Origin of the sequence: Streptosporangium sp. CA-115845 (assembly GCF_050943795.1) — a bacterium.
Lineage (GTDB): Bacteria > Actinomycetota > Actinomycetes > Streptosporangiales > Streptosporangiaceae > Streptosporangium.
Window position 1 is genome coordinate 5,300,381 of the sequence record NZ_CP191988.1, and the last position, 13,502, is coordinate 5,313,882.

The 13,502-nt window shown below is 67.8% G+C and carries 11 protein-coding genes and 1 pseudogene; 6 read left to right on the plus strand and 6 right to left on the minus strand.

The features are described from left to right. Positions 1-112: 112 nt before the first annotated feature. The gene (ligA, locus tag ACQP0P_RS26155) at positions 113-2,191 is read right to left on the minus strand and encodes an NAD-dependent DNA ligase LigA (RefSeq protein ID WP_433359124.1); all 2,079 of its coding nucleotides are present in this window, start codon (positions 2,189-2,191) and stop codon (positions 113-115) included. Between the two features lie 302 nt (positions 2,192-2,493). On the opposite strand from ligA, the gene ACQP0P_RS26160 reads away from it, so the two are divergent. Continuing rightward, entirely contained in the window at positions 2,494-3,384 is an 891-nt protein-coding gene (locus ACQP0P_RS26160) for an IS5 family transposase (protein WP_433382108.1), read from the plus strand. Between the two features lie 63 nt (positions 3,385-3,447). Further along, a complete protein-coding gene (locus ACQP0P_RS26165; protein ID WP_433359125.1) occupies positions 3,448-4,113 on the plus strand; it encodes a nitroreductase in 666 nt (221 codons plus the stop codon). 32 nt (positions 4,114-4,145) lie between these two features. Here ACQP0P_RS26165 and ACQP0P_RS26170 read toward each other — a convergent pair whose 3' ends face one another. Beyond that, entirely contained in the window at positions 4,146-5,534 is a 1,389-nt protein-coding gene (locus ACQP0P_RS26170; RefSeq protein ID WP_433359126.1) for a hypothetical protein, read from the minus strand. Here ACQP0P_RS26170 and ACQP0P_RS26175 point away from each other — a divergent pair. Continuing rightward, positions 5,509-6,297, plus strand: coding sequence for a Tn3 family transposase (locus tag ACQP0P_RS26175; protein ID WP_433359127.1), 789 nt, complete (start codon positions 5,509-5,511; stop codon positions 6,295-6,297). The genes ACQP0P_RS26170 and ACQP0P_RS26175 overlap by 26 nt on opposite strands. Here ACQP0P_RS26175 and ACQP0P_RS26180 read toward each other — a convergent pair. Beyond that, the gene (locus tag ACQP0P_RS26180) at positions 6,265-7,521 is read right to left on the minus strand and encodes an IS1634 family transposase (RefSeq protein ID WP_433359128.1); all 1,257 of its coding nucleotides are present in this window, start codon (positions 7,519-7,521) and stop codon (positions 6,265-6,267) included. The two genes, ACQP0P_RS26175 and ACQP0P_RS26180, sit on opposite strands and share 33 nt — an antisense overlap. A gap of 156 nt (positions 7,522-7,677) precedes the next feature. Beyond that, positions 7,678-8,800: pseudogene (locus tag ACQP0P_RS26185) on the minus strand (IS630 family transposase). Positions 8,801-8,899: 99 nt separating this feature from the next. On the opposite strand from ACQP0P_RS26185, the gene ACQP0P_RS26190 reads away from it, so the two are divergent. The 3 genes from ACQP0P_RS26190 to ACQP0P_RS26200 all read left to right on the plus strand — a co-directional run bounded on the left by ACQP0P_RS26190 (position 8,900) and on the right by ACQP0P_RS26200 (position 10,872). Beyond that, the gene (locus tag ACQP0P_RS26190) at positions 8,900-9,385 is read left to right on the plus strand and encodes a recombinase family protein (RefSeq protein ID WP_433359129.1); all 486 of its coding nucleotides are present in this window, start codon (positions 8,900-8,902) and stop codon (positions 9,383-9,385) included. A gap of 155 nt (positions 9,386-9,540) precedes the next feature. Next, entirely contained in the window at positions 9,541-9,894 is a 354-nt protein-coding gene (locus tag ACQP0P_RS26195; RefSeq protein ID WP_358861623.1) for a VOC family protein, read from the plus strand. A gap of 414 nt (positions 9,895-10,308) precedes the next feature. Continuing rightward, positions 10,309-10,872, plus strand: coding sequence for a dihydrofolate reductase family protein (locus ACQP0P_RS26200; RefSeq protein ID WP_433359130.1), 564 nt, complete (start codon positions 10,309-10,311; stop codon positions 10,870-10,872). A 257-nt stretch (positions 10,873-11,129) separates the two neighbouring features. On the opposite strand, the gene ACQP0P_RS26205 is transcribed toward ACQP0P_RS26200, so the two are convergent. Then, positions 11,130-12,206, minus strand: coding sequence for an RNA polymerase subunit sigma-70 (locus ACQP0P_RS26205; protein WP_433359131.1), 1,077 nt, complete (start codon positions 12,204-12,206; stop codon positions 11,130-11,132). Between the two features lie 817 nt (positions 12,207-13,023). Next, positions 13,024-13,428, minus strand: coding sequence for a RidA family protein (locus ACQP0P_RS26210; protein ID WP_433359132.1), 405 nt, complete (start codon positions 13,426-13,428; stop codon positions 13,024-13,026). Positions 13,429-13,502: the final 74 nt, after the last annotated feature.

The following is a 13,502-nucleotide window of genomic DNA, read 5'->3' on the forward strand; positions in this document are numbered from 1 at the left end:
CGGCTGTCATCGGCTCTCGGGTCCACTCGGCGTCCTCGGCTTCGACGGCCGGCCGCAGGTCCATCGGCCCGAGTGGGAGGCGGAGATGCCGCAGCCGGCCGCCGAAGATAGTTCAAAAAAAGGCGGCGACTTGCGCAGCGAAGCCGTCGGGGGTAACGATGTGCACGCCGAGAGCTTCAGCCTTGGCTCGCTTGGATCCTGCCTTCTCCCCTGCCACCAGCAGGCTGGTTTTCGCCGAGACGCTGGAAGAGGCCCGGCCACCAGCACGTTCTATGAGCTCATTTACCTCGTTGCGCGACAGTGCCTCCAGCTTGCCGGTCATGGAGCCGGTGACGACGACGGACATGCCGGCGAGCGGCAGCTCACTTGCAGTGGCCGCGGCAGCGGTCTTGCCGCTCAGCTCAGCAGGTTCGACGCCTGGCTCACTCATGTTGACGCCGGCTTTCTTCAGCTTGTCGATGAGCGGCTGCAGCTCTGTCAGCTCCTCCAGCATCAGCGTGGCCTTCTCAGTACCCATGCCTTCGACGGCCCGGATCGCGTCGGCGTCAGCGGCGAGGATCGCATCCATCGTGCCGAAGTGCCGAGCGATACGCCGCGACATGGACCGCCCGGTTCCACGTACCCCCAACGCACAAAAAGTCCTATTCAAGGGACTGCTCTTCGCGGCTTCGATGGCGGCGATCAGCTTGGCGGTGCTGGTTTCACCCATGCGGTCCAGAGCGAGGATTTGCTCGTGAGTCAGGAAAAACAGGTCAGCGAAGTCGGTGATCAGCCCGGCATCCAGCATCTGCTCAATACGGCTATTGGCCAACCCTTCGACATCGAGCTGGTCGCGGCCGACGGCGTAGCTGATGGAGGCGATCGCCCGGCAGGCGCGACCGCGTACGCATCGCCACCGCTCCTGGGAGGTGTCGATCGCGTCGCCGCAGGACGGGCAGACCTGCGGGATCGCGATCGGCTGTTCGGCTCCGGTGCGCAGATGCACGACCGGGGCCTCGACCCGGGGGATCACGTCGCCGGCCTTGTAGACGACCACGCTGTCGCCGAGCATCAGACCGCGGCGGGTGATGTCTGCGACGTTGTGCAGGGTGGCGTAGGTGACGATACTGCCGTCGAGCTCGACCGGCTCCAGCACCGCGCGCGGGGCGATGACGCCGGTGCGCCCGGTGTTCCACTCGACGCCGACCAGCTTGGTGATCTTCTCGGTGGCGGGCAGCTTGTAGGCGATCGCCCACCGGGGGGCGCGCGAGCCAAAACCAGCCAATGCCTGGTCGGCGGCCGAATTACATTTAATGACTATCCCGTCGATGTTGAAGGACAGCCCCGGCCGTACCGTGGCGATACGCTCGATGCGCTCTTGTACCTGCGCCAGCGTCTCGGCGACGATTCCGGCCACTGGGGTGGTGGCGGTGGTCTGCACGCCCTGCTCAGCGACCCACGTCATGATCTCGCTGTGCGGCAGCTCGCGCAGCGACGCGGCCTGCTCTGAGGGGTCGTCGGGGTAGGGGAGCGCGCCGTAGCCGAAGAACGTCAGCTCGCAGACGTAGGGCCGGTCCTGGGCGCGCAGCGTGCCGGCGGCGGCGCTGCGCGGGTTGGCGAACGTGGTGCCGTCGTGCGCCTGGCGCTTGGCGCAGGCGTCCTCGAACTGCGAGGTGGTCATCATCACCTCGCCGCGCAGCTCCACCGTGACCGGCTCGGCCAGCCTGGCAGGCAGCCCTGCGATGGTGCCGATCGCGTGGCTCACGTCCTCACCGGCAGTACCGTCGCCGCGGGTGACAAGTTGCACCAGGCGACCATGGCGATAGCGGGCCGAGATCGCCAGCCCGTCGAGTTTCGGTTCCACGCTCCACCGCGTGACCGGCCGGCCGAGCCTGCGCTCTAGCGAAGCGGCCCAGTCGGCCAGCTGCTGAGCGCTAAAAACGTTGTCCAAACTGAGCATCGGCACCAGGTGAGGTACGTCGCCGACCACCGCGCCACCGGCCACCTTGCCCGTCGGCGAGGTCGGCAGCACCTCGTCGGGATGCTCGTCCTCGTACGCCTGGATGCCCCGGAGCAGCCGGTCGTAGGCGTCGTCGTCCAGCGTGGAGGTGCCGTCACCGTAGTAGGCCGCGGCGGCGTCCAGGGCGAGCTGAACGGCTTCGGCGTAGGCGGTCTGATCAGCGAGAGGAGTGCTCGGGGGCGCGTCGGTCATGATCCCATCCTCTCGCCCGGCACCGACAATTCCGGGCCGTGGAACGCGCCTCGGAGCTGGAATGTCCCTCCCCGATACGGCTTAGACAGAGTGCCAGACGATCCTGGCCGAGAAGGGGTAAGCCCGTGGTGTTGACCTGGCTTTGCAACCGCGCAAGGGAATCTGCTGGCCAGTGACGATGTTGGTGGCGACGGCGATGGTCATTGCCGCATGTTCCCATCGCCCCCACCCGGAATCCCCGTAGGGCGTGTCCCGTGGATCTTTAGTGGCATTTGGTGTAGATCAGTCCAGTGGAAGATCGCCTGAATCGTCACGATCTGACCGATGCCGAGTGGGAACGGCTGGAGCCCCTGCTACCCGCCAACCCGAGGCAGGGCGGCCGGTGGGCGGATCACCGAACGGTGATCAACGGGGTCTTCTTCCGGGTCCGGACCAACATCACCTGGCGTGACCTGCCGCTCTGTTATGGGAACTGGAAGACCGTTTATAACCGGCATCGCCGCTGGCCGATGGACGGCACCTGGGAGAAAATCTTGGACGGGCTGCGTGCCGGATGCGACGAGGCCGAAGGCGAGGACTGGACGGTGAGCATGGACTCCACCGTGGTGCGCGCCCATCAGCATGCCGCCAGCCCGCCACCGGCCGGCGGCCGATTTCCCGTCAAAGGGGACGGCGTAGATCACAAACCGGCTAAGGGACGCGAAGCGCTGGGCCGTTCGCGTGGCGGGTTGAGCACGAAGGTGCACCTAGCCGCCGACCGGCGTTGCCGTCCGATCGCCCGGATCATCAGCCCCGGCCAGCATGGCGACAGCCCGTACTTCCGGCGTGTGCTGGAGGGGGTGCGCATCCAACGCCGCAGGCTGGGCCGCCCGCGTAAGCGTCCCGGGCGCGTGCCGGCCGACAAGGCCTGCTCCTCTCGCGCCAACCGCGCCTACCTGCGCAGACGCGGCATCAAGGCGGTCATCCCGATCAAGAAGGATCAGCAGGCCAACCGCCTCAAACGCGGCAGTAAGGGTGGGCGACCGACTGGGTTCGACGCCGAGCGGTACAAGGAGCGCAACACCGCCGAGCAGTGCATCAACAAGATGAAGGGCTACCGTGCGGTGGCCCTTCGCACCGACAAGCGCGAGCGCATCTACCAGGGCACCGTCGACGTCGCCTCGATCAGGATCTGGCTCCGTGACCCGGTTTAATGACGACACTCCCTAGCTAGACGGTAGAGAGGTGGTCGTCGATGAGTGAGAGGACGAGAAGACGTGGATGTGTATGAAGCCGTGGACAGTCGCCGGGCCGTGCGGGCGTTCAGCGATGAGCCCGTGCCCAAAGAAGTACTCGAACGAGTGCTGACCGCAGCGACGCGGGCTCCATCGAGCGGGAACCTCCAACCGTGGCATCTGTACGTTGTGGCCGGTGAGCCCTTGGCCGAACTGAAGAACCACGCGACGGCCAGGGCACTGGCAGGAGACCCGGGAGATGAGCGGGAGTATCCGATGTACCCGGCAGAACTGACCTCGCCGTATCAGGACCGCTTTTCCGCCGCTGCTGCCCAGCGGTACAAAGCGCTGGGAATCGAGCGCGACGACCCCGACAGGCCCATGAAGATCGCCGCCTTGAACTCGGAGGCGTTCGGGGCGCCGGTCGTACTGTTCTGCTACCTCGACCGGACGATGGGGCCCGGGCAGTGGGGGGACGCGGGGATGTACCTACAGACGGTCATGCTGTTGCTGAGGGCGGAAGGGCTGCACAGCTGTCCCCAGGTGATGTGGACGATGTATCGCAAGACCGTCAGCCGCATAGTCGGAGCCAATGACACGCTCGCACTGTTCTGCGGTGTCTCGGTGGGGTTCGAGAAGGAAGACGTGCCACGGCTGCGTACTGAGCGCGCGGACATGACGGAAACAGTGAGCTTCGTCGGAGCGTGACCGTCAGGCGGTCAAGATCTACGGGACAGACCCTAGACGAGTTCCTGCTCGCCAGGGCGATGGAACATGACTCGCCGACCCTGCTGTTCCGGCTCGGGTGTGAGTACCTGATCTCGGCACGCGTGATCCGTCCGGGACTGGTGACCGTGGTCGAGCGGGTCGCCCACGCCCGTGCCGAGGCGCAGCGGGAGACGTTCGACCGGCTGGCGCACGAGTTCACCGAGGCACGGTGCGCCGCGCTGGACGGGCTGCTGATCACCGATCCGGAGATCCGCATGACCCGTCTGCGGTGGCTGGCCACCGGCCCGGTGGAGGCGTCCCCGGCCGCGGTGAAGGCCGAGGTCGCCAAGCTGGAGTTCCTGCGCTCGTTGGGCGCGGACGGTCTGGACCTGTCGGCGCTGCCTGCCGAGCGGCGCAGGTTCCTGGCCACGGTCGGTCGGCGGTTGACCGCGCAGGCGCTGGAACGCCGCGATCCGCAGCGCCGGTACCCGATCCTGCTGACGATGCTGGCGCAGTCGGCGACCGACGTGCTCGACGAGGTTGTGCAGCTGTTCGACCAGGCGATCTCCGCGCGGGAGAGCAAGGCCGAACGCAAGATGCGCGACGCGCTGGCCGAACGGGGCAAAGCCGGAGAAGACCGGCAGGTGCTGCTGGATGATCTGCTGGTCATCATCACCGACCCGCAGATCAGCGACGAGCAGATCGGCGACCTGATCCGAGGTGAACGGATCGGCTGGCCTCGCCTGCGGTCGGCGGTGACGCAGGCCGCTCCACGGTTGCCGCGCGATCACGGGCACCTCGCCGCGCTGGACGGGTCGTATGGGTATCTGCGGCAGTTCACCCCGCAGGTACTTGCGGCGGTGCGGTTTGCCGGTGGCACCGCCTCGGCCGGGTTGCTGGAGGCGTTGGAGATCCTGCGCGAGCTCAACGCCACCGGCGCTCGCCGGGTCCCAGCCGATGCGCCGGACGGGTTCGTGCCCGCGCGGTGGCGCGGCTACCTCGAGACCGCGGCGAAGTCTGGCAACACCAGCGCCTACCGGCACTACTGGGAGCTGTGCACCCTGCTGGCGCTGCGCGATGGGCTGCGCAGCGGGGACGTGTTCGTGCCGGGCTCGCGTCGTTACTCCGACCCGGCCGCCTACCTGCTCACACCGGACAAGTGGGTCGACCAGCGCGCGGAGTTCTGCCAGCTGGTCGGCAAGCCCGCCGACCCCGACCGCGCGCTGGCTGCGGCCGCCGACGAGCTGGGTGAGGCGCTCGGCGAGCTGGAGGGAGTCCTCGCTGTTGGGGATGGCCTGGTGCGTCTGGACGACGGCGGTGATCTGGTGATCTCGCCGCTGACCGCCGAGGACGCCCCGGCCGAGGCGACTGCGTTGAAGGCGGAGCTGACCGTTCGTGTCGCTGCTGATCGAGCTGGACAAACGCACCGGCTACCTGGATTGCTTCAACCACGCTGGCGGCAAGCAGGCCCGCAGCCCCGAGCTGAAGCGGAACTTGATCGCGGTGCTGCTGGCCCACTCCACCAATCTCGGGCTGACGCGGATGGCCGACGCGTGCGGGATCTCCTACGACGTGCTCGCGTGGACGTCGGAGTGGTACGTACGGGAGGAAACGCTGCGCGCGGCGAACCTGGCCATCATCGACTACCACCAGCGCCTGCCACTCACCCCGATCTTCGGCACCGGCACCCTGTCCTCATTGGACGGACAGCGGTTCCCCACGCGCGGAAAGTCAGTCACCGCAAGGGCTTTGAGCCGGTACTTCGCGTCCGAGGGGCTCTCGACGTACACACACGCGACCGACCAGCACACCACCTACGGCACGAAAGTCATCGTCGCGACCAAGCGCGAGGCCCACTACGTCCTCGACGAGATTCTCGGGAACGCGACCGACATTCCCGTCACCGAGCACGCGACGGACACCCACGGGGTCACACTGGTCAACTTCGGCTTGTTCGACCTGCTCGGCTTGCAGCTCTCCCCGCGGATCCGGGATCTGGGCAAGATCACGCTCTACCGGGCCGGATCGCGTGCGCAGGTCGAGGCCGGGGTGACCCGGGTCTTCTCGGGAGAGATCTCCACCCGGGTCACGAAGCGGCCCGAGCTGGACAGGGCCGTCACGCTAGTCCCGTTTTCCGCACGTGGCCGATTGTCAGCGGAGATCTCGCGGGTCCACGTCCAGTAAATCGAGGAGATGGGCCTGAACGGGTGTGGGCTGAGGGATGACGGGAGGGGACTGGCCGGTCCCGGGGATGATCCGCAGACCGGCCAGCGCCTCGAAGATCAACCGTCCGGTGGGGACGGCGGGCCTGCCCGCGTACAAGCCGTCGACCTTGGTGCTCCCGTGCAGGGCAAGGGCTCGCCGGACTTGGCGTTCGCGGCTGATCACCGCGATCCGGGCGGTGACTTTGTCGAGGTCGGGGTAGTGCCTGCTGCCCAGGCCGCGTTGGAGCCGCTCCAGGTCATCGCGGGCCCGATCGAGCTTCTTGGCCCGGGCGGCGGCCGCGGCCCGGGCGCGGGCCGAGGAGTGGACGAACACCCGCCGCAGCGCGAGTACCGGGTCCTTCTTGCGTGGCCCGGCCAAGGCCATGGTGTCTTCGACCACGTGCCACGATCCCCGCTCGGGGGCGGCTTTGGCCGCATCGCGCCGGGCGACGTGGTCGATTCGGGTGGCGGCGGACAGGTCCAGGCCGGCCAACTCGGTGGCCGGGACGTAGGTCTTGGAGGCCGGGGCGATGAAGGCGACGCCGTCGGCGCACATCGCGGCCAGGTTCGGATACGAGATCAGCTTGGAGTCGCCGATCATCAGCAGTCGCTGGGCCGAGGCCAGTCGTTGCAGTGCCTTCATCGCGCCGATGACCTGGCCGACCTCGCCGGCTCCGCCGTCGAAGGCGCGATGAAACACCGAGATGGCGCCGTCGCCGGTGACGGCGATCCCCGCTTGGATCTGCTTCAGATCCGGGCGGCGATCTTTGGGATGGCCGAACCTCGGCGCCGCATATCCCTGTTCGGCCTGCTCATAAGCTCCGTGCAGGGAGATCGAGGTCATGTCCCAGTGCATGCGGGAGGCCTCGACGCCGAACGCCTCGATCGCGGTCGGTCCGACCGATCCGGTGAGGTGATCCAGGTGCGGGGCGATCGCGTCCAGCGCTCGGCCGATCCGGTCGTCGTTGAGCAGGTCGGCCTCGATGCCGAAGGCCTCGCCCACCGCCCAGGCCTGAGCCCGGTCGGCCACGTGGACCAGCGGCGCCGGAGAGGTCAGCCGGTTGGCGACCAGCACCTCGATGACTTGGCCGTGGGTGAGTTCGGCCAGGTCACCCACGGGGCAGAGGGCATCGACCACATCGGCGATCCTCAACTTCCGGCAGAAATCCGCCACCACCGGCAGCGCCCCGAGGGTCTTTTCCACACTCGGGACACCGAACTGCGCGCGTTGTCTCACGACCGCATGTCGTACCGGTTCCGAGCCGCTCGAGCAGGTCAACGGCTCAGCCGAACCCCACCCACCCCAACGTGCGGAAAACGGGGCTAGTGCGGTGACCACATATGTTTCCCGGATTGACTCTCATGAGGCTTTGGGGCGAGGTCGTCCCCAGCGTTGTTGTCGTTCGCTGCGGATGCGGGCGCGTTCGCGGCGCTGGGCGGCCAGCACATCGGGATGACGGGCGTGGGCGTTGCGCCAGCGCAGGTAGGCCTGCAGGTCACGGGCCAGCACCAGGTGATTGGGCAGGTCGGAGTTGGCGATCACGAAACTGCGCAGCGGCCCGAAATGCGGCTCGATCGGGTTGGCCCAGGAGGCATACGTCGGGGTGAGACACAACTCGACCTTGTGACGGCGCGCCCAGGAGCGGATGGCGGGTGTGGTGTTGGCCGACAGGTTGTCCACGATGACGTAGACCGGGGCGCCGTCCGGACGACGGGCGGCGCGGATGCTTTTCAGCGCGGCCAGGGTATGGTCACCGCCTTTACGGGTCCGGGTCACTCCCCATAGCCGGTCCTCGCCCAGGGAGTGGCAGCCGTGGAAGTAGCGCACCCCGCAGGTGCGGTGGTAGGTGGCCGGCAGCCGGTCAGGGTGGGTCTGCCGGGCCCAGCAGGTGCCGTGCACCGGCCGGATCGACAGCGGCCCGAACTGGTCGAAGGCGAAAGCACCGATCGGGAAAGCGGCCGGTGACCTCCTCGATGCGATCCAGTTTGGCGTCGAAGGCTGGGTCGGTGGACTCCTTCCAGGTGCGGGTGCGCTGAAAAGAGATGTGGTGGCCGCGCAGGATCTGGCGCAGCCGCTCGCGGCCGATGTCCACCCGGTGTTCGGCGCCGGTGGCCAGATGGTCGGTGAGTTTGCGGATGCTCCAGTGGGTGAACGGCAGTCCCAGGCGCTTGGGCCGCGTTTTGGCGGTGGCCACGATGAACGCCTCGTCCTCAGCGGTGATCCGGCGGGGGCGTCCGCCCGCCCAGTGAGGGTCCAGCGCGGCCAGGCCGTGGTCGTTGAAGGCGTGGATCACATCGCGCACGGTGTCATCGTCGGCGGCCACCAGGCGGGCGATCGCCGGGGCGGTGTTTCCCGAGGCGGACGCCATGATGATCATCGCCCGGCGGACCCGGATCGAGCCGTGCTCGCCGCGGCGCACGATCCGCAGCAGTTCAGCGCCTTCTTCGGGAGTCAACCGGCGCGCTCGTACTCGTTCAGCCATGACAAGGTCTCCTTCCCTGACGGGTAGACCCTGTCGATAACCCACCGCGAGATCAGCACACCTCAGCCACCGGCCAATCGACCGAGCCTGCCAACGTATGTGGCCACCGCACTAGCGCGGGAACTGCGCGCCTCCGGCGTCGCGGTCACCCTCGTCGTCCACGAGCACAAGCGCCTCGGCCGCGGCATCGACCTCGCCACGCTCGCCGAAGAACTCAAAGCGTCCGAGGTCGGGCTGGAGTTCCTCACCGGAGAGCTCCAGGGCCAGCACGATCCCTCCGGGGTCGTGTTCACCGTGCTCGCCGCGCTGTCCGGCATGGAACGCGAGTACATCCGCGACCGCACCCTCGAAGGCCACGAGTCCGCCCGCAAACGCGGCAAGACCATCGGCGGCGCCACCGTCGCCGACCCGGACATGCTCGCCATGGCCCTGCACTACCGGGATCAAGGTCTGAGCCTGCGCGACATAGCCGCGAAGCTCGTCATCACCAGCGGCAAGAAGAAGGGCCAGCACCCGTCACCGGCTACCGTCATGCGGATGCTGCGCGAACACGACGAGCAGGCCACCGCGACCGCAGAGGCGTGATCCACCGCTACCTTGCGGCTGGTGTCTGAGCCAGGACTCCGAGGCCGTGTTCGCTCTCCTGTCACTGCTGGGAGATGATGAGCCAGGGCCGCCGGGGCGGCCCGCCCCTCGACGGAGGGACGGGTGGGCCGCCGGTCCCGTCTATGCTCAGGCCCATGGCACTGGAATGGGAACAGATCATCGTCGACTCCGCCGACCCCGTCGCTCTCGGGCGCTGGTGGGCCAAGGCTCTCGGCTGGGTAGTGGTCGACGAATCCGAGGAAATCATCGAGATCCGGCCTGAGCCGGACCAGATGCCGGGGCTGCTCTTCGTGCCTGTCCCCGAGGGCAAGACGTCGAAGAACCGGCTCCACCCCGACTTCCGCCCCGACGACCAGGAGGCCGAGGTCGCCCGGCTGCTCTCCCTCGGTGCCCGGCGTGCCGACACCGTGCAGGACGAGCAGCACTGGGTGACCCTCCTCGACCCGGAGGGCAACGAGTTCTGCGTCCTGAGTGAGCGGAAGCGCTGAGCGGAAGCCGGGCAGTTGTCCGGGGCCCCGACGTCCCACGCAGCAACACGGACAGAATTGACACGGAAGCCGGATGGCGGTGGCGCGGCGCACCCGAGCGCGCCGGCACCGCCGGGTTCGTGCCGCGCGAGTTCCTGTTCTCCTGCCCGGGCTGTCCTGCGGTTCTCTGACCTACGCGGCACGACGTCGCGACGGCCTAGCCCAAGATCATCTCGTGGCGGGTTTGGAGCGTATCTGGGTCACACCCCTACGAGGGTGAAGTCGAGATCCGGTGGGTAGTGCTCGAGCCCAGCCGAGTACGCCGTGCCGAGTCCGGAACGCGAGGACTACCTGCGGACACAGATCGCGCACCGATTAGGTTTCCGCGCCGTACCCGTCTGTACGTGTGAGATCGACTCACAGGAGGCTGGCACGATGCGGAAACTGATCTTCGGCATGAACCTGAGCCTGGACGGCTACATCGCCGCGCCCGGCGACGACCTCGGCTGGGGCGTACCGAGCGACGAGCTGTTCCAGTGGTGGTCCGACCGGGTGGGGGCGACCGGCCTGGCGCTGTACGGGCGCAAACTGTGGGAGACGATGAGCTCCCACTGGCCGACCGCCGACCAGCAGCCCGGCGCCACACCGGCGGAGATCGAGTACGCCCGCCGCTGGCGGGACATGCCGAAGGTGGTGTTCTCATCGACGATCGACAAGGTCGACTGGAACACCCGCCTGGTCACCGGCGACGCGGTCACCGAGATCACCCGGCTCAAGGCCGAGGACGGCGGCCCGATGGACATCAGCGGCGCCACGCTCGCCGGGGCGGCCATGCGGGCCGGGCTGATCGACGAGTACGTGCTGGTCACCGCACCGGCCTTGCTGGGCGGCGGCACGCCGTTCTTCACGGCCCTGGACAGCTGGGTGAACCTGAACCTGGTGGAGACGCGGACGTTTCCCGGCGGCGTGGTGCTGACCCGATACGAGACGAGGCGATGAGCACGGGCCAGATGCTCGGCTCGTGAGGCCAGGTCGAAATCCTTCCTGGCGTGCTCACCGTGACCCTCGGCTATGAGGGAACCTTCCCCGGGCCCTTCCTTGCGTTCCGAGTGAGCTGTTGACCGACGTGCTGGAGATGAGGGCGACGGCGTCGTTGATCGTGACGATGTTCTTCGGGCATGAAGATGCCCCGCCGGCAACGCCGGCGGGGCGGTGGTGTTCGCGTTGTCGCGTTGGTGTTCAGCTGGTCGGGGTGCTCATTCCGCGGTGACTTCGGTGACGGCGGCCCGTACGCTGGACTCGTCGACGATGGGGCTTTTGTCTGATGACAGTGTCGGGGGCAGGCCCAGCCATGGTTTGTCGGTGGCGTCGAATCCGGTGAGCTCGGCGATCTTCCCGTCGACGATGTGCAGGACCGCGATGGTAAACAGCCGGTACTCCGGGTCGTCGGGGGTGCGGAGGTACAGCACGGCGGCAGGCATGCGGTTGACCGTCGTGGTGATACAGCGCCAGTCGTCGTGGCCGCGCTGGAAGAGCCCACCGGAGACCCAGCCGTCCACCGCGTCCTTGGCCGTGATGACCGAGGTTCCCGGTTCGGGCAGCATCGCGAAGCGCAGGTCGTCGCGCAGCAGGGCCATCAGCCCGTCCAGGTCGTTGCGCTCATGGGCGTCCATATACGACTTCACCACGCCCCGCTCGTCATTCGACAGCTCGTGGGTGGCGGGGCTCCGCCAATCGAGGCGGCGGTCGGGCAGCTGCTCGCGCATCGTCACGCGCGCCCGCTGCAGTGCGCTGGTCACCGACGCGACGGTCAGCTCGAGGGCGTCGGCGGCCTTCGACGCCGGCCAGCCGAGGACGTCGCGCAGGATGAGCACCGCCCGCTGCCGCGGCGGCAGGTATTGGACGGCGACGATGAACGCCAGCTCGATCGTCTCCCGCGCCACCACCGATTCCTGCGGGTCCTCGGGGAGCATCCGGTCGGGGTAGGGCTGCAGGTACAGCACCTCGGAGCCGGGGTCCGGCAGCTCGGATGGTACGGGTGTGCGGTCGTTGCGCTTCTCCAGGAAGTCGAGGCAGGCGTTCGTCGCGATCCGGTACAGCCAGGTCCGCAGGGCCGCGTGGCCCTTGAACGCCCCCCGCTTGTTCCACGCTCGCAGGAACGTCTCCTGCGTCAGGTCCTGGGCGTCCTCGTAGTTCGCGAGCATCCGGTAGCAGTGCACCTGCAGCTCACGCCGGTGGCGCTCCGTGATGAGTGCGAACCGCGCCGTGTCGCCTGAGCGGACCGCCGCGAGGAACGTGGCCTCGTCGGCGCCCAGCGGTCTGCTGTCGGTCATGGTCATCAATCCTTCCACCGGTGCGAAAACTAACAGAACTGACGACGTGGCGGAGGATTTCTGATCGGTGAAGCCGCTGACACCGGGCCGTTCGCCAGGCCGGATGGGTCGGGGTCGATCCAGGGAACGTGCTCCGGGTCGGGCACACCCTCGATATCGAGGTGGGGCCAGCATGGCTAAGCGTTGTTGCCCAGCTTGGAAGCAATTGCCCACTACCGGGTACGACGAAAGAGCAAGATCACGCCACGTGCCTCCGGTATTAAGCGACTCCACGAAAGTCGGGGCACATCATCATCCCGACGAAGCCCGGTGTGGTTCACCCTGCAGGGCGTCACGTTCAGCGCCGGCGGTGCGCTCAGTGGCTGCGCTCTCGGCTTCGGTCGATCCACCGACGTAGAGCTTCAGCAGCGCGAGCGAGCTGAACGGCTTCGGCGTAGGCGGTCTGATCGGCGAGAAGAGTGCCGGGGAGTGCGTCGGTCATGATCCCATCATCGCGTCCGGCATCGACAATTTCGGCTTGCGGACCGCGGCCCCGAACCGGAGCGTCCCCCCGGGTGCGGCCGTCGAAAAAGTGCCGCACCGACGGTGCGGCCGCCGTGCCGTTGCTGTCTGTCGCGCACCGACGGAGTGAATACGAGCCGGGCATGGCAAAAGGCGGAGTCGGTGGTCGTCACCACCAGTAGGTGGTAGCGCGGTGTCACTTCGAGCGGTCGAGGACCTGGCCGGACACGCTGGACGGAGTCGAGCGTGTCCGGCCAGGTCCTCCACACCGCGCGCCGATGGCCCCCAGGCCGGCTCGGCGCGCGCGTCGTGAGGATCAGGACCGTCGGCGGCTGCCCTTGACCGCGACGACGTCGATCTCCACGAGGATTCCGCCGAGGCTGGATCCGGCGGTCGTACGGGCCGGGCGCGGCTCGTCGAAGAACTCGCGGTAGGCCATGTCGAAGCCGTCCCAGTCGTTGTCGATGTCGGCCAGGTGCGCGGTCACCTTGACGACGTCCTGCAGGTCCGCGCCCGCGGCCTGCAGCGCGGCCGCGACGTTGCGCAGCGTCTGGCGGGTCTGCTCGGCGACGTCGTCGCCGACGATCGTCCGGGTCACCGGGTCGACCGGCCCGAAGCCCGCGGTGTGGACGAGATCTCCGACGACGATCGCCTGGGAGTAGGCGCCTCGCGGGGGCGGAGCCTGGTCGGTGTGGATACCCACCTTCATATGATCTGTCATGCCTGATTCCTCTCGATGGCCGACACCGGCTCCGAAGGTTGACCGGGTGACCGGCTCCTGTCCGGACCGGTTTC